The sequence below is a fragment of the Cohnella rhizoplanae genome, assembly GCF_948329515.1.
Classification (GTDB): Bacteria; Bacillota; Bacilli; order Paenibacillales; family Paenibacillaceae; genus Cohnella; species Cohnella rhizoplanae.
This window is the reverse complement of the sequence record NZ_CAOJCN010000022.1, coordinates 1-25,947: the sequence shown is the minus strand read 5'-3', so window position 1 is coordinate 25,947 and position 25,947 is coordinate 1. Positions and strand designations below refer to the sequence as shown.

14 protein-coding genes and 1 pseudogene are annotated in these 25,947 nt (G+C 51.9%); 12 read left to right on the top strand and 3 right to left on the bottom strand.

Annotated elements, in window-relative coordinates; all coding sequences use genetic code 11:
- Positions 1-182: 182 nt before the first annotated feature.
- From PQG80_RS23510 to PQG80_RS23460, 11 genes and pseudogenes are all read left to right on the top strand, one after another.
- Positions 183-2,570 carry a glycoside hydrolase family 9 protein gene (locus PQG80_RS23510; protein WP_271754097.1) on the top strand — a complete coding sequence of 796 codons (2,388 nt, stop codon included), beginning with the start codon at positions 183-185 and terminating at the stop codon, positions 2,568-2,570.
- A gap of 198 nt (positions 2,571-2,768) precedes the next feature.
- Complete coding sequence (locus PQG80_RS23505) at positions 2,769-3,206, top strand: DUF6376 family protein (protein WP_271754096.1); 438 nt, start codon at positions 2,769-2,771, stop codon at positions 3,204-3,206.
- Positions 3,207-3,401: 195 nt separating this feature from the next.
- A complete protein-coding gene (locus PQG80_RS23500; RefSeq protein WP_271754095.1) occupies positions 3,402-4,250 on the top strand; it encodes an AraC family transcriptional regulator in 849 nt (282 codons plus the stop codon).
- A gap of 432 nt (positions 4,251-4,682) precedes the next feature.
- The gene (locus tag PQG80_RS23495) at positions 4,683-6,548 is read left to right on the top strand and encodes a right-handed parallel beta-helix repeat-containing protein (protein ID WP_271754094.1); all 1,866 of its coding nucleotides are present in this window, start codon (positions 4,683-4,685) and stop codon (positions 6,546-6,548) included.
- A gap of 444 nt (positions 6,549-6,992) precedes the next feature.
- Positions 6,993-7,685 carry a helix-turn-helix domain-containing protein gene (locus tag PQG80_RS23490; protein ID WP_271754093.1) on the top strand — a complete coding sequence of 231 codons (693 nt, stop codon included), beginning with the start codon at positions 6,993-6,995 and terminating at the stop codon, positions 7,683-7,685.
- A gap of 129 nt (positions 7,686-7,814) precedes the next feature.
- The gene (locus tag PQG80_RS23485; protein WP_271754092.1) at positions 7,815-8,246 is read left to right on the top strand and encodes a MerR family transcriptional regulator; all 432 of its coding nucleotides are present in this window, start codon (positions 7,815-7,817) and stop codon (positions 8,244-8,246) included.
- An 11-nt stretch (positions 8,247-8,257) separates the two neighbouring features.
- Positions 8,258-9,229: an aldo/keto reductase gene (locus PQG80_RS23480; RefSeq protein ID WP_271754091.1), complete on the top strand. Its 972-nt coding sequence runs from the start codon at positions 8,258-8,260 to the stop codon at positions 9,227-9,229.
- A gap of 402 nt (positions 9,230-9,631) precedes the next feature.
- Positions 9,632-14,845 (top strand): DUF4962 domain-containing protein, encoded by a 5,214-nt coding sequence (locus PQG80_RS23475; protein ID WP_271754090.1) that lies wholly within the window; start codon positions 9,632-9,634, stop codon positions 14,843-14,845.
- 49 nt (positions 14,846-14,894) lie between these two features.
- Positions 14,895-15,185: a hypothetical protein gene (locus tag PQG80_RS23470; RefSeq protein ID WP_271754089.1), complete on the top strand. Its 291-nt coding sequence runs from the start codon at positions 14,895-14,897 to the stop codon at positions 15,183-15,185.
- A 114-nt stretch (positions 15,186-15,299) separates the two neighbouring features.
- Positions 15,300-15,752 (top strand): annotated as a pseudogene (locus PQG80_RS23465) (aldo/keto reductase); the annotation flags it as partial.
- A 244-nt stretch (positions 15,753-15,996) separates the two neighbouring features.
- Positions 15,997-20,298 (top strand): fibronectin type III domain-containing protein, encoded by a 4,302-nt coding sequence (locus tag PQG80_RS23460; RefSeq protein ID WP_271754088.1) that lies wholly within the window; start codon positions 15,997-15,999, stop codon positions 20,296-20,298.
- 229 nt (positions 20,299-20,527) lie between these two features.
- On the opposite strand, the gene PQG80_RS23455 is transcribed toward PQG80_RS23460, so the two are convergent.
- From PQG80_RS23455 to PQG80_RS23445, 3 genes are read right to left on the bottom strand one after another with little or no spacing between them, the layout of a single operon-like run.
- The gene (locus PQG80_RS23455) at positions 20,528-22,135 is read right to left on the bottom strand and encodes a class I SAM-dependent methyltransferase (RefSeq protein ID WP_271754087.1); all 1,608 of its coding nucleotides are present in this window, start codon (positions 22,133-22,135) and stop codon (positions 20,528-20,530) included.
- A 36-nt stretch (positions 22,136-22,171) separates the two neighbouring features.
- Positions 22,172-23,710: a glycosyltransferase gene (locus PQG80_RS23450; RefSeq protein WP_271754086.1), complete on the bottom strand. Its 1,539-nt coding sequence runs from the start codon at positions 23,708-23,710 to the stop codon at positions 22,172-22,174.
- Positions 23,707-24,819, bottom strand: coding sequence for a glycosyltransferase (locus tag PQG80_RS23445; RefSeq protein WP_271754085.1), 1,113 nt, complete (start codon positions 24,817-24,819; stop codon positions 23,707-23,709). Before PQG80_RS23445 ends, PQG80_RS23450 begins: the two co-directional genes overlap by 4 nt.
- 402 nt (positions 24,820-25,221) lie before the next feature.
- On the opposite strand from PQG80_RS23445, the gene PQG80_RS23440 reads away from it, so the two are divergent.
- A partial coding sequence (locus PQG80_RS23440; protein ID WP_271754084.1) for a collagen-like triple helix repeat-containing protein occupies positions 25,222-25,947 on the top strand: 726 nt, incomplete at its 3' end.

Here is a 25,947-nt window from a genome sequence, read left to right as displayed (position 1 = left end):
TCGATATTCCCGGTATTTACCTGTGCATGAGGACCTCGGCTATATTATGATCAGGGTCAGGAGTCTACATAAGGAGGCGCAAGCACATCATGGGAAAAGGAAGCGATTCCACGAGCTTCGACCATCAGGGGTTCAGGTTAAACCAGGCCAACGGCTATTTTCAAAACTTGGGCGTGGATGTCATGGCCTTCGACGATATTTATCCGGAAGGGCATCAATCCGGCGTAAGCATCATCATGCACGGCAATCGCGTCGCTACGAACGGGGACATACGCTTCGAGCAGACGCCCGGACAATGGCAGCCGGTACCCAAGCAGGGCGAGCGCGAGCTGGATGAATCGGCGAATTCGATTACCACTTCGCTGCGTTTCCCGGACGCCTCGAAGCACTTAAAAGGCTTTAATCCGATGATCTATCCGGATTTCGAGTTCAATTACAAGGTCATCGTCCAGGGCGAAGGCGCGTCGGTCAAAGTGACCGTTCATTTGGATCGACCGATCCCGGACAAGTTCGTCGGCAAAATCTGTTTTAACCTGGAGCTGTTTCCCGGCGCGCTGTTCGGCAAGCCTTGGATCATGGACAACCATTCGGGCATTTTTCCGGAGCAGCCGAACGGTCCGGTATTGTCGCAGCCGTCCAATCATGCGTATCCCGGGAACTATAGCGAGCCCGATGCGAAAGCGGATATTAAACTTCTGTCCGGCAACAACGCGGAATACAACCCCATCGTTGCCGACGATCTCATCGCACAGCCGTATGCGATTGGAAAACGTTTTACGGTGCGGCCCGACGATCCTTACAACCGCTTTACCATCGAGAGCCAGGGGACGGAACTAATGTTATACGATGGACGCATGAACCACAACAACGGCTGGTTTGTGATTAGCAGCGAAGTGCCGGCTGGCGCTACCGACCGTGCGATTGAATGGGTCATTACGCCCCATGTCGTCGTAGATTGGATCTATCCGGCCGTCGTGCAAACTTCGCAGGTCGGGTATCATCCCAACCAAACGAAGACGGCGATCATTGAACTTGACCAACGCGCCCACCAGCGCGAGAAGCTTGTTCTTTACAAAATAACGGAGAACGGAGAAAAAGAAGTCTTCTCGTCTGAAGGAGAGGAATGGGGACCCTTCCTCCGCTATCGCTACTTGAAGTTCGAATTTACGGATATCAAGGAGGAAGGGCTGTACAAGGTCCAATATGGTTCTTCGGCGTCGTCCGTCTTCCGGATCGCCGGCGACGTATACGATCGAGGCGTCTGGCAGCCGGTGCTGGAGTATTTTCTTCCCGTACAAATGTGCCATATGCGGGTAAGCGAAAAATATCGCGTGTGGCATGGAGACTGTCATGAACATGATGCCCGGATGGCTCCGGTCAATCTGAATCACTTTGACGGATATGAGCAAGGTCCGTCTACGCTGACCGACTACAAACCGGGCGACTTCGTTCCGGGTCTGAACGTGGGCGGCTGGCACGATGCCGGCGACTTTGACCTCCGCGTAGAGTCGCAGTCCGGTGAATTCTATACCCTGACCCTCGCGTACGAAGCCTTTAATGTGGATTACGATGCGACTACCGTCGATCAGGACAAGCGAATCGTCGAAATTCACCAGCCCGACGGCAAGAACGATATTCTGCAGCAGATCGAGCACGGCGTCTTGTCCGTCGTGGGCGCCTATCGCGCATTAGGACGGCTTTATCGGGGGATTATCGAGAACGATCTTCGGCAATACGTTCACCTTGGCGACAGCGCAAGCATGGCTTCGGAACGCTGGGTATTCACCGAAGACAATCCGCCGCGCGAATTGTCGACCGCCGCTCATCTGGCGGCCGCTTCCCGCGCTTTAAAAGCGTTCAACGCTACGTTAAGCGAACAATCCTTAGAAGCGGCTCGCGAGATTTTTAAGGTTACGAACGGGACAAGCGATGCCAGAACGGCCAAAATACATGCTGCAGCAGAATTATACCTGACGACCGGCGAGCAAGAATACCAAGACTTCTTGCTGACCGAAGCCGATTTTATCGTCGCGTCGATCGATCAGCTGGGCTGGTTGGTCGCACGAGCCGAGATCAAGATGAATGACGCCGGGTTTTCTAAGAAGATCCGCGATGCTTTGCCGGCCTTGAAGGAGCAGTTTGCGCGACAAAGCGCTGAAACGCCTTACGGGATCCCTTATCGCCCGCATATCTGGGGAGCGGGATGGGGCATCCAGAAGCTGGGATATGAATACTATTTCCTGCACCGCGCTTATCCTGAGATATTTGATTCCGAGATGATCTTTAATGCCCTTAACTTTGTTTTGGGATGCCATCCGGGCTCCAATACGATGTCGTTTGCGTCGGGCGTAGGCGCCAAATCGGCAACCGTCGGGTATGGACTCAACCGCGCCGATTGGTCGTATATTCCGGGCGGCGTTATATCCGGTACCGCGCTGATCCGTCCCGATTTCCCTGAACTGCTGGTGTTCCCTTATTTGTGGCAGCAGGTGGAATATGTGCTGGGAGGCGGCTCGTCGCACTTTATGTTTATCGCGTTGGCGGCTCAACAGCTTGCAAACGCTAAATGAACGGACACCGTGCAAGTGCCGCTTCGGGGGGCTACTTGCACGGTGTTTTGTTTTTGTTTTTATCAACTACGCAACGCGTCAGACATTGACGGGAACCGGAATAACCTCACCTACGGGAATGAAACCCTTTTTCCTTGACAAACGTAAATAAGTAAAAATTAAGAAAAAGATTGCGTTAGGAAAGGAAGAGGTCACTCCATGAGGAAATGGATGATGCTAGTACTGGTTCTGTCCACGATGACGCTAAGCGCTTGTTCTTTATTTCAAGAAGCAAACAACTCCCTGCAATACGCCGATCAAGCTAAGCAGCACTTGAACAACTTGGCCGATTTCGCTGAACAAGCCCCTCAACAGATCCAAGATGCCGCAACGAATCCTGAAACCAAGCAAGAGCTAGAAAATCAATTAACGGCATTAAAGAAAGAAATCGAACAGTTTAATCTGATTGATGCCCCGGCCATTGCCACCGATCTACACCAACAAATAGTCGAAAAAAATCAGGTGCTCTTAGACGAGATCAATCAAGTGTTGGCTAGCGGCAATCTGGCGCTCGATCAGCTGCTGAACTCACCGTTTATCTCAACGATCAACGATATTACAAGCTTCATGAACAGGATCGAAAATTTGGGGATGTAACCTCATATGGAAAAGTCGCATATCATGCGGCTTTTTTTGTTTAGGAAATCCAGTTATAGTCAATGTACAAACGGACGAAAGAATCTATCAGCAAAGGTCATTCGCTGTGAATCGTCAACTGACTTTCTCGTGCAGACCATGCACGGCATTCATTCAAAATCCACGGTAAGATTGATCTCGAAGGGAGGGAGAACGATGGATTGGCTGGACAGAATGAATAATGCCATCGATTATATCGAATCGAATTTGACGGAGAGTATCTCCTATGAAAAAATTGCGCAGATCGCTTGCTGCTCTACTTATCATTTTCAACGAATGTTTCCATTCATCACGGGATTCCCCTTATCCGAGTACATTCGACGCCGACGCTTGACCTTGGCAGCCTTTGATCTACAGACAACGGATATAAAGGTCATCGATGTAGCTATGAAGTACGGATACGACTCGCCGGAAGCGTTCGCAAGGGCGTTTAAGGCCCTGCATGGTATCGTGCCGGTATCGGCACGGGAAAATGGCGTCTCTCTAAAAGCTTTTCCTCGTCTCTCCTTTCATATTTCCATAAGAGGAGATGTCGAGATGAATTACCGGATTGAACAAAGAGAGTCGTTTGAGATGTTTGGAGTTTATGGCCTTATTAATGACGACCAGCAAACAGCCTTTATGGAAGTTCCTGAATTCCGAAAAAAATGTGACGATGATGGAAGCGTTAAACAATTGAACGAGTTGCTCGGACGTTTCGGTGACACCGTTTTACACGCTGCCTTATATGATCATACGAAAGAATCTTTCAAATATATGATCTGCTACAATCTGCCAAAGGGACTTGAGCTGCCGGAGAAATTTACAAAACTTTCTGTGCCGGCATTAACGTGGGCGATCTTCCCGGATCCGCTATATGATTTGCAAAAACTATGGGTACGCATATATTCCGAGTGGTTTCCGACATCTGAATATGAACAGGCTGAAGGCCCAAGCTTCGAAATGTACTATGGGATGGCAGGAAGTGCTACTGCGGAGATTTGGATACCGATAAAGAAAAAATAATTTGCGAGAGAGTTATTTAAGGGCCATTCAAAAGCGGAATGGTCCTCAAGCTAAAATAGATGACATACAAAGCATTTCGTACCACGAAATGCTTTTTCATGCTCGCTCATAGTGGTATGTCATTGCATAAGAGATGGACGGGGAGGGGACAGCTTAATTTCCTCCATGAAATCGAAAGTTTAACAGGGATAAATTTGAAAGCGTTTCCACTATAATAAAGCTGATCGTTACCATGATTCCGTCATCCTGCCGCTCGCTCGACTTATACGAGCAGAAGCAGCATGGTTGGCTTTATATAGATATTCCTCGAACGACCGTTCGACAAGGCAGGTGATCGCCCTCTCTTCAAGATAGAGCAGATTACATCAAATTGACACGGATCCAAAGCGTCAGTCAGGCTTGCTCGAACAAACATTTTAGGAGGAGTGAACGATGATGATCTCCCGTAGATGGAAAAGCTTGAGCTTTAAGTCGACCTGTCTCGCCCTACTTCTGTTGGTATTTGCATTATGCGATATTGTCGTGCTGCAGCCAAAGGTGGCTTCGGCAATGGGTACGACCTATTATTTTTCCACGTCAGGAAATGATGGCAATAACGGTACGTCCCCCTCAACGCCAAAACAATCGATGTCGGCAGCGAACGCACTGCTAACACCTGGGAATACGATTCTTTTCAAACGCGGAGATGCTTGGTACAGAAACAGTGTGAACGGCTCCGGAACGAATATCGGAGGATCGATCAATTTACACGGCAAATCGGGAACCAGCACCGACCCCATATTGATCGGGGCGTACGGCAGCGGAGCGAAGCCCATTATTTCGATCACGTATTTAATTAGCAATACCGGTTGGGTGTCCGATGGCGCAAACCGATGGAAGCATTCCATTCCCACGAGCGGAATCGGCACGCTTCGCTTGTTCGTCAACGGCATATCCAAATTCAAGGTGAATACAATCGATACGACCGCGAACGAAACGGCAGTCGACCAGCCTTACGAATGGTACGCGAATAGCGGCTGGGTCTACGTCGGCTCAGCGACCGGCGCGCCGCAAAACGTAGAGCTGACCGGCAACGATATTGTACCTGTTTTGATGAAAAATACCCATTATGTAACGATTCAGGATCTGGATATTAAAGGGGGAGTCGTCGATATCGACGCGCCGAGCTCCCATATCACGATCCATAATAATACGATCCGGCAAGTCTATCAGAACGGGATTCGGGCTTTTAATAGGGATCCGTTAACCGCTAGTAATCCCAATCCTACCCAGCAGCAATGGGATCAGTACGTGTCCGACCTTGTCATAACGAACAATGTGATCGACAAGGTGTGGTCGCATGAAGAAAATTATACGAACAACGTCCCCTATGGCGGAGAAGGCATCAGTCTCCTCGATGCGGTTGAAGGCGGACTCATTCGTGGAAATACGATCCTTAATTTCGGTCATGGCGGCATTTCATTGGAAACTAGTTTATGGCAAGGCACGAACCGAACTCATGGCGTTCACAACGTGATTGTCGAATTGAATGACGTGTCGTCAGGCAACTCCGACTACATGCATGCCTTTGGCGTGATCGGATTACCGGGTAAAACGACCCATAATATTATTCGTCGAAACTATTTTCATGATTTCCAAGCCACAAGTCACGTTGGAGGAAAGGATAATCAATTCTACAGCAATATTTTTGTCGGTATCACTGAAACCCCTAAGCCGACAAAGCAGCCTTTTGCGATGGACGTCGGCCCTTGGCCGGTGCCTGAAAAAGGCAGTACAGCAGTAACCGATCTGGAATCTCAAAACTTATTTATTGTTAACAATACGATTGTGGATACCGATGGATACGCGCTTGAAGTGAGGGACTACAATAATACCAAAGGTACGGTAAAAAATATTCATATCGCCAATAACCTCATTGGTCAATACGCTGACGATACGAGCTATTTGCCAGTGGCTTTGAATGTTTCGAACGAAGTGACCGGGACGCTTACGGTGAATAATAACGCGTTCTGGGATTCCAGCACCACAGTCGCTCGCTACAAAAATATTTCAAACGCTACTCTCGCCAATCTGAATGCGTGCGAAACGACGTATCCGTTAGACACCTGTAATAATAACGCGGCAGGAGATTTTCTATTCGTCAACTATGCAAATCGCGACTTTCATTTGACTGGCAGCTCGCCATTTAAAGCTGCCGGCTCGAATGCCTATATTGCGGCGTTCGGTACCGGATTTGTCGATTACTACGGCAACCCGTGGAACCCGACGAGCCCGAGCATCGGCGCGATCCAGTATTAAGCGGCGGCCGCCAAAAGTGTGATCTATTGGATTCACGGAATGACGGTCGAAGGCGTCGCTCTGCAAGAGGAAAAGCAGGCCATCTCGGCCTGCTTTTCCTTTCTTTTCTTCCATGTGATTACGTTTTCATCTGCCTTCATTCTGTAAGACGTACCATCCCTTATGAAAGTGCATGTAGTACTGCCACGTAGGGGCGAAGGAATCGAAGGCCTCTAGACTAATCTCCGCGCTAGTCGCGCTCCCCGTACGTATCCGTCATGCGAAAAAAGCACCCTTCTATTTTAACGGAAAGTATACTATCGATCTATCCGAAAGGATAGCGCCTCCTAGGCTGTGTCCGTGTTACGCTATCCGCATCGGACTGCGAAGGAGGCACCCCTTCAAAGCTTATCTTCGTCGGTTCTGTCTTGAATCAACGATTAGCAAGGGGGGGCGGGGGGCTACATGGATATACGCACTGAGGAATGCTTCTCTATAAGTATTTTAAAGGATTTCGGATTGCGCCTGAAAGAACTGCGGCTGCGGTCGAATATGTCACAGGAAATGATCGCCGCCCGTTCGGGGTTGGACCGCACCTATATCGGCGGAGTAGAGCGTGGTATTCGCAATATCTCACTTAAAAATATAGAACTGCTGTGCCATTCGCTGGATGTGGATATCAGCTATTTTTTCCATCACGAACGGTTTCCCCTCCATTCGGTATCTCTCAAAAATGAGCTGGAGCGGCCATTTCAGGACCGATTCAACTATTGTGTCGATACTGCGGAAAATCTCATCGCTTGGCAAGTTAACGGCCCAATCAATCTAGTAGAAATGAGACAAATCGCCGCGGATCTGAAAAACGCCTGCTTAAAGATCGTTTCCGGTAAAGTCAATCTGCGAATAGATCATCGAATGATGATGATTCACGGACAACCCATCGTGTTTCAACATGATGTCAAAGAGAAATGGGAGGAACTACTGCGATGGTTCCTGCCTCGTTGTGAGCAAGTCGTCGTCTTATGTAATTCCAAATTCATGCAAAACCAAATGAGGCGATTGGCCGGGCGGAGCGGGATCATTAAAGCACAGATAAGTCTAATCGTCGAAAGAGAAGATTGGCTGAGTGATATGATAAATAGCCACAAGGAATGCTAGGCGAGCGTCCATAATCTGCGCTGATACTCACGGGCAGATTGTTTCAAAACTACTCTTGCCTTAAAGTGTACTTTAAGGCTTAAGCTCATAAAGACCTAGCCGCCTTTCTGAAAAGGAGAGAGTATCCATATGGCATATACAATCAAAGAGGCATCGGAGCGGCTTGGTTGCCCTGCGCATACGATTCGGTTCTACGAGAAGGAGGGATTACTTCCTTTCATTAAGCGAGATCTGCACGGGAATCGTCTATTCGAGCAGGATCACTTGGATTGGATACGGTTAATGACGTGCTTCCGAGCTACAGGAATGAAAATTTCCTTGATGAAGCAGATGGTTAACCTCGCATTAGACGGCGATGCCACGATCCCGCAGAGAAAAGCGATCTTAAACCAGTACAAAGAAGAATTGTTCCGCCGCCAGCATGAATTGGCTGAAGCCCTTGATGCCGTCAATAACAAGCTTGCCATCTACGAAGATATGGAGGGAGGAGGGCTTCCCTCCGAGAGCAGATTGCTGAATCAAATGGAAGATCGACACAACCAATCAATTCAACGAGAATGAGGGATATCGGAATGAATCAAAGCGCATTGGGCAATAGCGACATTATCTTATCTGCGATCGGTCTTGGCATCATGGGCATGTCTCCGGGAATGTATGGCGAGACAAACGATGAGATTTCTATGAAGACGATTCACCGCGCTCTGGATTTAGGCGTCACATTATTCGATACAGCCGACGTTTACGGAAACGGTCACAACGAAGAGTTGCTTGGAAAGGCCATCCGGGGACGTCGAGAGCAAGCTGTTATTGCGACCAAGTTCTCTTACACCCCCAATTACGAGAGCCTTAGTGGCCATCCCGATTACGTTAAGAGGGCAGTAGAGGATAGCCTGCGTCGCTTAAAGACAGATTACATCGATCTGTATTACCAGCACCGGGTCGACCCTCAAATTCCGATCGAAGAGACAGTCGGGGCAATGGCCGACCTGATCAAAGCGGGCAAAGTTCGGGCTCTCGGTCTGTCCGAAGCTTCTGCTTCCACCATTCGCCGGGCCCATGCCGTGCATCCAATTTCCGCGCTGGAGAGCGAATACTCATTATGGAGCCGTGACATCGAAGATGAGATTCTTCCAGCTGCAAAAGAGCTAGGGATCACTCATGTTGCATACAGTCCGCTCAGCAGAGGCTTTATCTCCGGCGAACTTCGTACGTTCGAGGATTTGGCTGCCGACGATCTTCGCCGATGGATGCCTCGGTTCCAGGGAGAGAACTTCCGCAAGAATATAGCGATCGTCGATAAGATCAAGGAGATCGCAATTGAGAAAAACTGTTCGCCCTCTCAATTGGCCATCGCCTGGACGATCGCCAAAGGAGCGCTGCCGATTCCAGGTACAAAACGAATCAAGTATTTAGAGGAAAACGTCGCATCCGTGGATGTTATCCTCTCGAATGAAGATCTTCTGCGCATCGAGCGTGTTAGTCCTAAGAACGTTGCCCAAGGCACTCGATACATGGACGAACAGATGACGTTGCTTGATGGTTAAGCTTTAATTTAGAGGTTCGTAACGAAAGCTGTCGGAGGTCAAAAACCTTGTCCCATTCGAAGCCGCGATAGTCGCGGCTTTTTTTGTTTTAGGGACCAGTTTCTTGTCATAGACCGATGTCAAGTTGAAGGTTGTTGCGACTGCAGCTGGGTCCGGAGGCGGAAAGACCAGGATTTATCCATTTCTTTAGACTACCCGTTATTCCTGTTAGCGCTTTCACGATTTCGATGAAATAGGATATTTCGCGAGAGGATAGTGAATGTCCATCCTGAATGTAACGCTTTAAAATAGGGGGACGATTTCAAGAAAGATTCTCATAAAATACCATTCTTATCAGAAGGAGGGGCATGGGTTTAGGCTATCTTGCCATTCACGTTCACATTCAATGGGAGGCGATTTAATTTGGCCAACAACAATAGTCAGCGCAGAGTTTCCGTAATTCTCGTATTCGTCATGTTCATCAGTCTGATCCTGAATCTGTTTACTTCGCCTGTCGCCAGCGCTGCGGGGGCGAACCCGGTCATGGGGCCGGAGCTCGTCGCCAATCCGGGTTTCGAAACGCTGGACACCAATGGACTACCGACGAACTGGACGGTGTTTTCCGCTGCCGGCATCACGTCCGGATCGGCATCCGATGCGTTTTACGAGGGGAGCCGGAGCATCAAGCTGGTCGATAATACGACCAGCTCCGCTGCGGATGTCACCAGTCCGAAGATGCCCTATTCCCCGGGTACCTACCAAGCCAGCGCCCAAGTAAAGGTCATATCGGGCTCGGCAGCCATCCTTCTCCGTTATTTGGACGGCAACAGTGCGTATATCAGCCAGAAGGGCAGCACCAAAAACGTTGCGGCGGGCTGGCAGACACTCGAAGTGACCGACACGCCGCCGGCGAATACCGCGTGGATCCAAATTCTCCTCGTCATTCCAAGCTCCGCCGGGACAGGCACCTCCTATTTCGACGCCGTATCGCTGCGGACGACCGAACTACTCGGCAACTCGAGCTTTGAGACGACCAGCGGCACAAGGCCTGCGCAATGGACGGCCGTCGACAACGGATTGACGTCCAGCATCGCGACGGTAACCTCTGCCACGTATCGCACGCACGGTGCCAGATCTTTGCATATCACCGATAACTCCATAACCGACGTTTACAGCGTCAAAAGCCCGGCGCAGCCTGTCGTCACGGGTAAAAAATACAACGTCAGCGTCCAAACGCATGCCGTCTCGGGCGCCGGAAAATTGATTTTGCATTTCATCGGCTCCTCCGGTCATCCCTCCGAGGAAGCCCAATCGACGGGTACCGGAAGCTGGGAGACCTTGACCTTAACGGCCGATCCGCCTGAAGGAACGACTGACCTGCAAGTGGAACTTACCACGACCGCGGCCGGCGTGGCGGACGTTTATTTCGACCAGGCTTCCCTGACCGCGACAGATTCGAACACGCCGTCTACGCCGGACGAATCCCTCCAGTGGCCAACGGGGCTTAAGCCGTCGGATTACCGCAACTTCCAACCGGCCGACCAATTCGTGACGACCCAGAACCCGCCGGATTTCGCCTGGCCATTGATCCAGGATGCGGATAAGTACGAACTGCAGGTCGCGACGGACATCGGCTTCCAGAACGTGGCCTATTCCAAAAACGATCTTGCCACCAACTACTATAACTTCCCGATTACGTTCATGGCGGGCGAATCGTATTTCTGGCGGGTCCGTTTCCATAAGACGAACGGCTATTCCGCCTGGAGCGAAGCGCGTAAATTCCGCATCGACCCGGATGCCGTACCGTTCCCGGTGCCGCCGGTCTCCCAACTGCTCGGCAACGTATCGCACTCGCATCCGAGAATACTGACGGACCAAGACGAGCTCGCCGCCTTCCGCGCCAGAAAGAACGGCGACGGCAAGGCGACATATGATCACATTTTCTCGAAAGTCAACCTGAATGATACGGCTTACGTGGCGGAACCGACCAATAAGGACACGGCGCTTGATCAGTCGGTGGCAGTAACGAACAAAATGCTCAACGCCGCTTTTATCTATCTCATCACGCAAGATCCCGCCTACGGCAACTACGCCAAAGGCCGGTTACTGAACCTGGCGGCCTGGCAGACCCGGACAGGCGAGACTACCTATCAAAAAAATGATCAGTTGCATCGGGACATCGCGCGCAAAAGCGCCATGACTTATGACTGGATCTACGATTTGCTGAGCCCGCAGGACAAGAGCACGGCGCTGACGATGATCATGGACCGGGCTCAGGTGATTGCGGAAGACGTCCTCTACGACGGATTTCCGATTTCATCCAAGCCGTACGATTCCCACGGTTGGACCGTGTACGCCTACCTGGCGCTCATCTCCACGGCTTTGCTTCACGACGACATAACCGTCAACATCAAAGTAAATGATGTCAACACGAACGTACTCGTTTCTCAAAAGGCTCAGGAATGGTTCAACATCGTGGTCCCATCCTACATTAACTTGATGCCGCCATGGGGCGGCGAAGACGGCGGATGGGGCAACGGAGTCGGCTACTGGCAATGGTCAGCCATTGACGCCAAATGGTTCGCGGATGTCATCTTTGCGGCAACCGGTTTTAATATTTATCAGAAAGCATTCATGCGCAACGAATCGTGGTTCCCGATGTATGAGTACCCCGTGGGCCAGGTTAGCGGCGTCTTCGGCGACGGTATTCATGAGATGGCAAGAAACGTGGTCAACACTAGCATATTGCGTAACGCCAAGATGCTCCAAAATCCCGTTATGCAATGGTATGGGCGGACGGGGCTGTATTCAATGGATGATGTGTTCTCCTATCTATATGTAGACAACAGCTTGCCGGTGCGCCCGCCCGTGGAAATGCCGACGGCCAAATATTTCGATTATATCGGGGCCGTGGCGATGCACTCCAGCCTTTACGACCCGAAGCGGATTTCCGCCTATTTCCGATCCAGCCCTTATGGCAGCTGGAGTCACAGCATGGCAGATCAGAACTCGCTCATCATTAACGCTTTCGGCGAAGAGCTGACGGTAGACGGCGGATTCTACGACTCATACGGCTCTAAATATTTTCAAGACTTTACCAGACAAACCTTCGCCCATAATGCGATTACGTACAGCGGTAAAAAAGGACAGCGTAATTTCGATATGGCGGCTTCCGGAAAGATTACGGGCTTCGCGACCACGAAAGCGTTTGACGCGGCGGTCGGGGATGCCACGCAAGCTTATAACACAGATCCGAATCATATCGGGCTCGATCAGGCTCAGCGAAGCATCATTTACGTGAAGCCGGGTGTATTTGTGGTCGTCGATAATGTGGACGCCAGGGAGCCTGGCGGCTCCGAATTCGAGTATTGGCTTCATGCGGAGAAGGATCTCAAGCTGGATGACGATCAGAGCGGAGCCACGATCATCCAGAATAGTGCGGCTCTCCAGGTAAGGCTGTATTATCCCGGCTTGACGGCTTCCGTTACGGACAAAGCGATTGACATCAACGGGATTGAGAGAGCTCCCGGTACAGAGGATTCGACCCGCTTCAACGGACGCGTACGGCAGCATGCTGCGTTCGTAACGCCTAAGACGGAGAGCGCGACGATCGTGTCCACGTATGTTCCTTATGAGGTGGGATCAACGCCGGAACCAATCGTCAGCACGGATAAAGGCGCTTATCAAAAGCTTCAGTTGGCCGATGGGACTGCCGTTTATATCCGCAAAGGAAAAAGCGGCGCCGTGACCACCACAGACGGCATTCAGTTCGAAGGCATTGCGGCCGTTGTCAAAAGCGATTCGATCCTGCTCGTCGGCGGCACCCAGCTGAGCATGGACGGCGTTACGCTCATCGACAATACGCAGCCAGCGACCGTCGCCCTGTCCGGCGACGAGCTGTCGATCATGGGAACGAAACAATTGCAAGTGAACCTGAACAAATCCGGCGTGACGACGCTGCTCGACGAAGCCTACCGAACGATCCCGCAAGGCGGCAGCGTGACCGAATCCGTCTACAAGCGCGGCGTCCATTGGTCAACCTCGGCAGATACGCTGACGGTGAACGTGGAACCGGGTCAACATAAGCTGCTCCTGAGCAACGTGCCGGCTCCGGCTCCGGCCGATCCTGTGACGCTGTCCGTAGAGATCAACGGCGTGGCATCCACGGTGACATTGTCCGCCTATGGCGACGGACACGGCGGAATCGCCGCATGGGGAAAGCTCACCAACGCGGCGGGACTATTTGACGTCATCGAAGCGCCCGAAGGTCTCGTCTTCGAAGGACTTGGCGGCGTGAAGCCGCTCATGTTCATCGGAGCGAACGCCAAGATCATCTTGCCGCATCCAACCGGCACGTTAAAGCTGCGATCCGCAGGCTCCGGCGCGAAGACGTCGGCCGACGCGACGAGCGACTACGATGCGGTCAAAGCGGAGCTTGACGCGTTCACGGAAGCCGAAGATTACATCCTATCCGAGAACGGATCCGTAGTCCCTTACTCGTCGCGTCCGTTCTTGTCGGGCGGCAAAGGATTGTCCGGCTGGAACAATCCCGGCCATAGCGTCTCATGGCAGCTGAATGTCCCGGAAGCCGGCCAATATGACGTGGTCATGAAATACGTCGGCGGTTGGGATTTGACCAGCGGCATTTCGACGAAATTAATGAAGATCGGCGGGAAAATGTATTCGGTGGAAGCCCCGACGACGACGGACTGGGGAACGAAGCCGGAGTACTGGAAAGCGCTGACGATGCACACGAAAGTGACCCTGCCCGCCGGACCGACCTTGCTTCAAATGTGGAACGTCTTGGGATCGGCGAATCTAGATTGGTTCGGCTTGATCAAAGTGGAGGAACCCACCGATAAATCCGTACTTGCGGCCAACATCTCCTCCGTACAGTCCGTGTATGAAGAAGACTATACACAGGCATCCTGGACGGATCTGCAAACGGCTTTGACGCAAGCGATCGCGGTGAACGATGACGCGGCCGCGACGCAAGCGCAAGTGGACACAGCTGCCGCAAGCTTGCTGGCCGCCCATAACGCGCTCGCGCCGAGTGCCGCCGCAGCCCCCGGAAAAGCGGTGTTGTCCAGCAACATCGGGCACGCCAACGGGCTGCATGACGGCAACTTCAAGATCAAGATGGACCTGTGGTGGGGTCAAAACGGCACGCGCTACACGCTGTACGAGAACGGCGTCGCCATCGACACGAAGCGGTTGACAGACGGATCGCCCGGCGCCCAGAGCGCGGACACGACCGTGTCAGGCAAGCCGAACGGCACCTACGTGTATACCTGCGAGCTCCGCAACGGGCGAGGAGCCACCGCCTGCGTTCCCTTAACGATTACCGTCAAGGACGCGAATCCCGGCAAACCGGTGCTGTCCCACGATAACTGGGACAAGAACGGTGATTACAAGGTCACCATGAACTTATGGTGGGGGACGAACGGCACCACCTACAAGCTGTACGAGAACGATGTGCTCATCGATACACAATCCTTGACTGCCAATACGCCTTCCGCCCAATCGGCCAGCTCGCCGATATCGGGTAAGACCGCAGGAACTTATCGTTACAAAGCCGAATTAATCAACGTAGCGGGAGTCACGGAAAGCCAAGAAATCACGGTTACCGTGAATTGACGCATAATACCTTTAAGTAGTAATGAAGCCGTACATGGGCTAATCTCCCTTGTACGGCTATTTTATTTCTAGCGTCGAGCAGTTGTTTTTGTCGGGCTTTCGGCTTTTTGTTTTATGGGATCAAGTTCTAGTCATTGACCGTTGTCAAGAACTTTCCCGACTCATGAAAGACTATTTTAGCAAGAAAATTATTGTTGGTGACAAGAAACTTGATAATGCCAAGGCTATTGCAAATGTTATGAAAGAAGCCAGATTCGATGTGGAGCCTGTCGAAACGGATATTTCATCTAGAGAATCTATTCTAAATTTGATTGCAGAAGGCCGAAGTATGGTGATATAACTGCTTGCTCTTATCAATGCAGCTGGTGTATCGCCTAGTTAGGCACCTTTAGAAAAGATTTTGAAAGTAGATTTGTACGTAACCGCCGTACTGATGGAGGAAGTAGGTAAGATCATAGTTTGGAAGTACTCCGTCCGGGGATGTATGCATCAAGGTCCTAACGGTGCCGGGTAATCCTAGAAGGCGATTTTGAGCGAGATCGACAAAAGCGTGAAGAGACTTGGTACCGGACTATTTGGATCTTTACATTATCCACCGCTGGGACTACAACACGCCCATTGGAGAAACGATGGAAGCCATGCATCGGTCCGAAACCGATCTTATCCAAAAGTCCAAGTTTGATGCGATTGCCGATGTCGACCGGTCGATCGTTGAACGAGTGGCGGAATTGGCCGAGAAGCAGGGCGTTCCACGCAGTCATGTCGCGCTGGCGTGACTGCTGCACAAGGAAACGGTAGTGGCCCCATTATGGGCGTAACCAATATGGCGCAGCTTGAAGATGCCGTAGGTACCTTATCGCTCTCATTAATCGCTGAAGCAGTGGCGTCCCTGGAAAACCCTACGTAAAATAATCCTTAAATAGATGCTCCATAAACTGCCGGACGAGGAATTTCGTCCGGCAGTCTATTTTGTACGGCTAAATAATGAGGTTTGTCAGGTTGTTTCCCCCAAGGATCCCCCCTCATACTGAAACCGAGTCCGACCCCGTTCAAGGAGGTGAAACCTCGCCGCACCTTAAGCAGTAACGATTTTCCGCTAACCAGCGAGAGAAGCGTGTATCTCCAATGAGCGAACATGGGAGGAATCAGTAATGACGAGTATTTTTAGAAGAAACCTGCTGACGATCGGAATGGGGTGTATTCTGGCTATCGCTGGAATATTGTCCATGTTGACGTTCGAATCCAAGGTCGTTTCCGCCGCGGTTACCGCATTCTCCAACGTTTCGGCGAATACGACTACTCCGGCCAAGTACTCGAAATACGAATTGAATTTCGACTTAAGCACGACTTACAATAACCCGTTTAATCCGGATGAAGCGGACGTGAAGGCCTATTTCACAACGCCTGGCGGACAGACGGAAGTCGTTCCCGCGTTCTACAGGTCCAACTCATCTCCGAAGTGGGCCGTTCGATACGCTCCGAGGACCACCGGTTCTCATAGCGTGTACATCAAGGTGACGGATTCCAACGGTACCGGCCAATCGTCTACCTACACGTTCACGGCGGGCAATGCGGCTGCGGATCGTCGCGGCTACATGGGCGTGAGCGGGAATCGGATGGTGGACAGCTTCAACAAACAAATCACGCTGCTCGGCAGCAACTTCGCTTGGGGCGCGCCGCAAGAGATCTTGGATGCCATGCCGGTCTACGAGGAATCGCAGATGAACATCATGCGGGTCTGGTTAAGCTGCTGGTGGGCCAACTATGCACCGGAGTACGGTCCGGTAACGACGACGCAAGCGGGAATCACGATGAGCTATGACGGAATCGGGAGATACCAATTGGAGAACATGGCGCGCATGGATACGCTGATGCAAACCGCGGAGGCCAACAATATCTTCATCATGCTGACGTTGAACAGCTTCGGCGATTTCTATTACGATTGGGAATATAACGCCTATAACACGGCTAACGGCGGACCTTCCTATTGGTCGGAGAATAATACCGACTTCTGGACGAATCCGACGGCGATCGCGTATCAGAAAAAGTTGCTTCGGTACGTATTCGCCCGCTGGGGCTACAGCACGTCTCTGGGCATGTTGGAATACTGGAACGAAATGGATAACCGCGTCAACGACTACGTGAACAAGCCGGCTTGGCATCAAAACGTAGATACGTATTGGAAAAGTTGGGACTTCTATCATCATCCGACGACGTCCAGCTTCGCCTGGATGGACGCGCTCGGTTCGAACCAGACGAGTTGGGAGCCGCTGACGACGCTGGACGTCGTGAATCTTCACCGGTACGACGACTCGATCGAGGTGGTCGACAATTGGGAGGCCAATCTAAAACACGCTCTCGCGGACTTCGGCAATCGGCCTTCGTTCTTCGGGGAGTACGGTCCTCCGGCCAACTCGGTTCCCTTTGCCCCGGCCACGCAGCGCGCCGTCCATGATGCCTTATGGTCGCCGCTGTTCCGGGCGGGAGCAACGGGCGGAAATCTGTTGTGGGTAGCCGACGGCGATCCCCTGGGCAACGAATTCAACGTTCGCGACTTGTATAAAGAAATCTACAACACGTTTGCCGGGTTCATCAAACCGGAGGAGTACTATTTGCCTTCTATGCCGTTCGTTGATTACGGCCTGCAGAGCAATTCGACGAAAGTAGGCGCGTTCAAGAACGGGGACAGGGCTCTATTGTGGATTAACGATTCAACCGCCACTTACAATATCTCCTCGCCATCGACGATCAGCGGGATGTCATTCACGATTCCTTCCATGAACAGCGGCACTTATTCCGTCAAGTATTACAACACCGTTACGGGAGCCGAGGCCGGGAACGTAACGGCTACTGCATCGGGCGGCAACTTGGTCTTAAGCGGCATTCCTTCCTTCACCCGGGATATCGCGGTCAAAGTCGTCCGTCAAGGCAGCGCGGCGTCCGACTCGCAAGCGCCGACGGCACCGTCGCGAGTCTCCGTTCCCGAGAAGAGCGATACTTCGGTCAAGCTGCGGTGGAAACCCGCGAACGACAATATCGGCGTTACCCGCTACGAAGTTTATCGCGGAGGGACGCTCATCGGCTCTACCGAAGGCAGAACGGGCTATACCGATAGCGGATTGAGCGCGAATACCGCCTATTCGTATACCGTTAAAGCCAAGGACGCTGCAGGAAATACGTCTTCCGCCAGCGCAGCGTTTACCGTAACGACCAACCCGCTCGATACGGTCGCGCCTACGGCTCCGACCAATTTAGTCTCGACGGGCAAGAGCGATACGGGCGTTACTCTATCCTGGACCGCTTCGACCGACAACGTTGCCGTCACGGGTTACGACATCTATAGAGGCGCGACGTTGATCGGTACCGTGGACGGCGCGACTACGACATATACCGATAGCGGATTAACGGCTAATACTCCCTATTCGTACTCCGTCAAGGCCAAGGACTCGAAGAATAACATGTCGTCGTCGAGCGGCATCCTCAGCGTTACGACGTTCTCGGCGACGAGCAATTTCCTGCTTAATCCGGGCTTCGAAACTTCCGGCGGCGACGGAAGACCGGCGAATTGGACGTGCGAGCAAGTTTGGTACTGCTACACGGATACTGCCGTGAAGAAAAGCGGCAGCACCTCCTTAAAGGTGGACGGCAGCTCCTTGGCATGGTTCGGGACGTATCAGAACGTACCGGCGGTCGCGGGGCAAGCTTATACGCTCGACGGCTATGTTAACATTAGCCGGAACGCGGGGACGACGGTATCCGTTTACTTGAAATTCCTGAATAGCGATAACATCCAAATCGGCGAACAGCAACTGCTGTCCTTGACCGGGACGACGTCCGGCTGGGTCAACGCGCACGGTACGGCGACCGCGCCTGCCGGAACGGCGTACGCAAGGGCTTATATTCATTACGCGACGTTGGACGTGACGGTGAACGCAGACGACTTCTCCCTCGTCAAGTCATCCGGCTCAGATACTCAAGCTCCGACGGCGCCGACGGGTTTGTCGTTGACCTCGAAGACGGATACATCCGTGACGTTATCTTGGACGGCATCCACGGACAACGTCGGAGTGGCCGGATATGAAGTTTACCGCGGCACGACGTTGGCGGGGACGACGAACGCCTCGACAACGACTTTCACGAACACGGGTCTTACAGCCAGCACGGCTTACTCGTTCACGGTCAAAGCCAAAGACGCGGCCAATAACACGTCTTCGGCCAGCAGCGCGCTGAGCGTGACGACGAATGCGGCGGGCGGCGCCAATCTGCTGTCCAATCCGGGCTTCGAGACGGATAACGGATCCGGCGCGCCGGCTTCGTGGACGTGCGGCCAAAACTACTGCAGTCGCGATACGGTCTTAAAGCGCTCGGGAACTTCCTCATTGAATGTGGACAATACGACGGGGGCTTGGTTCGACATTCATCAGACCGTGGCGGGAACGGCGGGGCAGAGCTATTCGTTCGACGGTTATTTGAACATCACGAGGAATACCGGAACGAATATCACGGTCAAAGCCCAATTCCTGAACAGCTCCGGCACCGTCATCTCGGATCAGGCTATCGCCGGCTATAACGGTACGACGACGAGCGGTTGGGCGCGCGCGCAAGGAACGTACACGGCTCCCGCAGGTACGGTCAACGTGACCATCAGGGTAAGTGTCGTAAATCTGAACGCGGCATTGCAGATGGACGACTTCTCGATTTCGGGTTCCGGAGGAGGAGATACGCAAGCTCCGACCGCTCCTTCGAGCTTGGCTTCGCCATCGAAGACGGCTACGACCGTCTCCCTGACCTGGAGCGCGTCGACGGATAACGTAGCCGTGACGGGTTACGACGTCTACCGCGGATCGACGCTAGCGGGTTCGACGAACGGGACGACGACGAGCTTTACGGATACGGGATTAACGGCGAATACCGCGTATTCCTACACGGTCAAAGCGAAAGATGCGGCCAGTAATGTCTCCGCGGCCAGCAGCGCGCTCGCCGTAACGACCTCATCTGCGAATCTGCTGCTTAATCCGGGTTTCGAGTCCGATAACGGCTCCGGAGTTCCGGCGTCTTGGACCTGTTCGCAAAATTACTGCATCCGCGACACGGCGGTGAAGCGCACGGCTGCCTCCTCGCTGAAGATAGATCATACGACGGGGGCTTGGCTGAACGTTTCCCAGAGCGTGGCGGGGACGGCGGGAGCCAGCTATACATTCGACGGTTATCTGAACATTACGAGGAATACGGGGACGGACATCGTCGTCAAAGCCGAATTCCTGAACGGCTCTAGCGGTCTGATCAGCGACCAGACAATCGCCGATTACAATGGCACGCTCACAAGCGGTTGGACCAATGTTCATGGAACCTATACGGCGCCTGCTGGAACGGTTAACATTAGGATCGTGACGTACGTCTATAACCTGAACGCAGCCTTGTACCAGGACGATTTCTCCATTACTTCGAACTGACGAATATCGACAAAGCCGCTTATATTATGCCTTGCTCAGGCTAATATAGGCGGCTTTTCTACGCTTTTGTGCGAAACGTAAGCGAACGTCTTCTTCCATTAGTTGCTTTTTTCGGGTAACGAATGAGATCATTCGCAGAGTCAGGATGGCATCAAGGGAATGAGGCCGTCAATATTGTAACCTGAAGTGTAACAGGATAGTATTTAAATTCTAAATGCAGAGTACAGAGTTAATGAATTGGTACTTTGCAGATACTAACGAGGAGATAACCAGGAAAATCCCGCCTTTGGCAGAAAGGAAGCGCCTCATACCATAAACGAATCGCGGTTTTTACTGTCTCGGCCCCTTGAATGAAATCAAGGAAGGCAAGACTATCAAGAAAGCCAGTGTGCTTTTCTTCTAACAATAGTAGACCGCTTTTTTCGATAATATTCTTTAAGCTAGCCACCGGAATCTCTTTACCGTACATCCACGTCCCCTCTTTTTCGGCGACCGTTTTGCCTACTAAGTACGGCAGGCACCTCGCATTTGGCGTCATGATCAGAACGATTCCGCCAGGCTTTGTAATCCGGCCCATTTCCCTTACCATTTCGACTTGCTCTTCTTCATCGAAATGTTCGAGCACGCCGGCATTCCAGGTCAGATCGAATGTGGACGGAGGCAGGGAGGTAGACCGAATATCCGCTTGAAGGAAGGTAGCGGCAACCTTTCGCGCAAAGAAAGCTTGCCGACTGTTTTTTAGCGCCCTTTCGGAAAAGTCAATCAGCGTGACATCGGCGCCATCTTCCGCCAATCGCAATGAGACTTTCCCCGTTCCCGACCCGGCTTCGGCGATTTGCGCTTGCGCGATGGATGCGATGACGTCCCGAATTTCTTGATAAACCGTTTGGCTGAGCGGATCCCAATCATAGGAGACTGGCCCTGACCATATTCGATCCCAAACATGACTTGGATTGCCGGATTCCGTTTCGTGAGCCATCGAAGCTTCGCTCCTCGTGGGGGGAATATACTTCGTATAGAGACTTAAAAAGTCGTTCTGATCTCCATGGAGACTGGATAGCTGCCGAAAGCCGTAGCTTCCGTACTGACGGGCCAAGCCTTCCTCGTTCAGAAGAAATTCTTCGCTAAGGTTCGATAATGACATGCGTTGGGACAGCGTTGCATGATAAACCCAGCTGGAAAGACAGCATTTAGGACGCCATCGATTCCTTGTCCCCATATAATAGGCATATCCAAGCAGCAGGCTGTCATCCTCGTAACCCTGCTTTCCCTGGAGGAAACGAACGTCATAGCCGCCGATCTCCCGCAGAAGCTTCGCCCGATGCAAGACCGGATGTACGAATCCTGGCTGAAGCCCGTCTCGGGGGAGATGCTCCAGAAGCTTGAGAATCGCTTCCGAGGCGTCCGGCAGCTCGATTCGCTCGCCCAACGGCTGCAATTCTCCGGATGCGGTTAGTATACCTGGGGTGACGATCGGCTCATCGGAAGATATTAGAAAGGCGACGAGTGGCGAATACCAATTCGGCGGAAAGAGCATATCGACGTGTATCTCGGAGATGAAGGGTACGTCGGGATATCTGCATCCGATAAAGTCGAAACAGGCCTGACGCGCTTTGGCGATCCCCTCGTTGTTGCCTGTTCCGAGAATATCGGCCGACACGCCGCTTTGATAGACGAGCGATTCGACTTCTTCAAATGACAGCGATCCCTGATTATAGATTACGACATGATGATCCTTAGATCGGGCAAGGCTCATAAGGCACTCGATAGCCATCGCCATATCGGCTTGCCGGCAATCCGATCGAATCAGCAAAGGCAGCGTATGAATCACTTCCATACCGGTTATTCCTCCTCGCGATCGGGCTGGCAGGAATTACTCGATCCATTCGATCAGGTTCGGCTGTGCATCCAGGATAGAATCGTATTGTTCCCGCCATCCGTAAGCAGCGTCGGGATCCAACTCCCGGTATCGGCGTAATTTCTCGCGTCGATCTGCCTCCCTGGCCCAGCCAAAGTGCTTGACGCGAAGCGGGGAGAGCCGATGCGGCAAATCAAAAACGTTCTCGGGAAAACGTCCGCAATGCTGAGGCGTTTCTCTCCAACGATAAGGAAAAGCCGAGCGGTAACGAATCAGAAACGGGCGATACGTGAGATGGGATTGCCAATAGTCGTCTTCCCGGAAATGCGTCGAGTTCCAAAAATCGTATAAGCGGAAACAAAAAACGTCTGTTTCGCGCTGAGACAGCATTCGCTCCAGCTCTTCCGCGAATCGCGGCTCGAACCACTCATCGGCATCCAAATTGAGAATCCATGAGGGATTCGCCCGGATCGTTTCTTGCCATTGTTGTTTGCGCAGCTCCACTTCATTGCCGAATAGAGAGGTTGAATTACGCACCAACCTGACAGGAATGCCGCGCAAAAGGTCCATCACGACATCAACCGTCTCGTCCGTACTACCGTCGTCAATAATAACTGCTTGCCCGATATAGTCCCTATGTGCCTGCAAGGCCTGTTTTAAGTAACGATCGGCTTCGTTTCTTACGATCATGGATAGGGTAAGCGCCGAGTGCCGTTCGGGGAGGATCGCTACGGCTTTTGACCTCAAATGCTGCGCTAGAAATGGTTCCGCTCCAGGAATATCGCTATCCCGATAGATATGATAAGCGGGCAAATGGGTGTCCACATACATAGACAGCCCGAGGGCGGCGGCTCGAATGCAGAAGTGCCGGTCTTCTCCCCAGAAGGATAAGTTTGGAATCGGACGAAAGCTCACGCCTGCCTCCAACGCCTTTCTGGAGATTAACGTGCATGCCCCCAGTCCGCCGACCTCATAGAGGCCCGGTTTGCGCAACTTATCCAGAAACGCATCATAACGCTGCCCGATTTGTTCTTCTGTGAGCGTTTCCCCCCTATGCCGCTCATATTGGACATATTCGTCCTGCAGCCAAACTTGGGGTTGAGACTGGGCATGAGGCTGCCAGCGGGTCCAAAATATTTCCGAGACGATATCCACTCGCGCCTCCACAAGCTGTTCTACCGTATGCGGGTGAAGCAAAAGATCCGAATCGACGAGAAAAAGACCGTCGAACTGCCGCTCTCGGGCGTAATGAATGAGCATATTCTTGTAACTGGCCACTCTCCAGATGGCATCTTCGTTCCAGTAATGCGTCGTATCGTTGCGGATGTATTCGGACGATGCGGTCATTCGTTTAATCACTGTTCCGCGATGGCGGGACGAGAATTGCTTAAGCAACTCGGAGGAACTTGAATCGTCATTTTCGTCAATAAAGAAGTAGGCCGCCTGATAAGAGGTTTGCTCGAGATTGGAAAGCGAGGCTAGAAATTTCTCGAGGATATTGGGCTGCTGACGCACGGGACTACCGATGAGAATGCGCAATTTATTATCGTTCACGATGTCGTCGCCCCCGCCGACACCAGTGTCGGATTCTCCAGTTTCGATTGGAAATAAGCCCGGTTCTGCAGCATCCTCGGATCTCCCGGCCGATACGCTAGAGCCCGTTCGTTATACAGACGGGCGCGCTCGTATTGGCCGATCCGGTCATAGCAGACGCTTAACTGCAAATGGGGCAACCAAGTGGCAAAGGTCGGATTGACGAAGCCTAAATGTCCGTCCGGAAGCCTCGATTCAATCGCTAACGTATACCATGTAATGGCTGCGTGGTAATTTTTTTGTTCAAGAAAGTAGTATCCAAGACGACAACAGCTTTCGGAGCGCGGAAGATCATATTGCAAGGAACGCAGGACCGATTCCAGCTCGGATCGGCGATCGCCCAAGGCATGGTAACAATCGGCCAGCTTGCAGCAGGCGGATATGTTGTCTTCGACCCAGCCCTTGCCACCGTTCAGAAAGGACTCGTAATGCATAATCGCTTGGCGGTGGAACCCATGGTCTTTTAACTCATTGGCGTAATAATACATATCCCTTGGACTTAGTTCCTTGCCTACCTCTAAAAGCCTCTTATATATTCTCAAATTCCGATCTGCCGCTTTATCTGTTATCGCGCCGAGATGGGTGACGGCGATATCGCTATGAACGATTCGGCCGCCGACTTCCATATATTCATGGACCGCGCCTATCCAGCGAAAATTCCGCGTACGGCGAACGAGACGATTTCGGCGGAGGCTAAACGTAACATTATCGAATTCATCTTTGCTGAGGAGATACAGCATCGAGACGGCATCGACTTCCGGATCGAGCGTGTGCTTTAAATCCCGCAGCTTTTCCCGTTCTGCTTGTTCGATGACATCGTCTGCATCCAGCCACAAAATATAATCTTTCGACGCTTGCTGGAAAGCATAATTCCTTGCGGCGGCGAAATCATCGTTCCATGCATAGGAATATTCTTGCGCCCCAAATTGCTTGACGACGGATGCCGTATCATCCGTCGAACCGGTATCGACAATAATCAATTCGTCGACAAGGTCTGCCACGGTGTCCAGACAACGTCCGATGACGGACTGTTCGTTTTTCACGATCATACATAGGCTTATGGTTATCAACTTTGCCCTCCATCGAGAAAAAAATAGGTTACTGTTATGTATTCAAAGGCAAGGGCAGGGGTGAGCGTCCGCTTGTCCGAAGGGAGAATTTCGGCAAGTAGGTGAATGCCGTGGAGGTAAGTGTCCTTTCAACGTAGACTATTGCGATATTTATTTTCGAAAAGAGATCTGTAAGTATCGGCGGGAGGAGTTCGATGACCATCCAACGGGGAACCACTCGTTCGCTTAATGATGTCAGACGCCGTTTGCTGAAGGCTGAAGGCTCCTTCAATGAAGGGAAATACTTGCGTGCAGAAAAAGATATCGTCAGGTCCATTACCATCTTGAGTCGAATACTCGTGAGCTTGGACTGCAATAAACCTCTATATAAGCCGAGTCGTAAGATAACGGGAAGAATTAAAAATGAATAAAAAGAATCGCTTTCGGGCAAAGGGCATCAGAAAAATCAAATTGTCATTACGTTCCATACAAGCAGCAAAAAAATGGATGAGGTTGAGAAAAGTAAAATGGGTTAAAAAGGAAGTTGCGCAATCTCTTAATCATCTTGGTCATGTCCTTAAGACAATCGATCAGCTGGTGGACAAGAAGACATTGCGACAATGGACCGATAAAAAAGAGTTTTATGAAGCAAAATGCATAACCGGGAAAAAGAGGCATCGAACGGCTGGGAAAAGACCAAGTGCTTTGGTGTCTTGCCCAACCATTATTGAAGTGAATAAAATCGTAGAAGCAATCGGCGTTCCAGGCCCGACCGGGGCAACGGGTTCGAATGGTATCAATGGTTCGATCGGCGACCCTGGCGCTCAAGGAGCAACGGGGCCAACTGGGGCTACAGGTTTTGAAGGGGCAGTTGGGGCAACGGGAGCGACCGAAGCAGGAACTACGGGGGCAACTGGAGCGACAGGAGCTACAGGAGCCACAGGGGCGACTGGAACAACAGGAGCAACGGGAGAAGCAGGAGCGACCGGAGCAACGGGTGAAACTGGAGCGACCGGCGCCACAGGAGTAGCTGGAGCAACTGGAGCTACAGGAGCGACAGGGGCTACAGGAGCGACCGGAGAACCTGGTGCAACAGGAGCAACAGGAGTAACAGGGGCTACAGGAGAGACCGGAGCGACCGGAGCGACC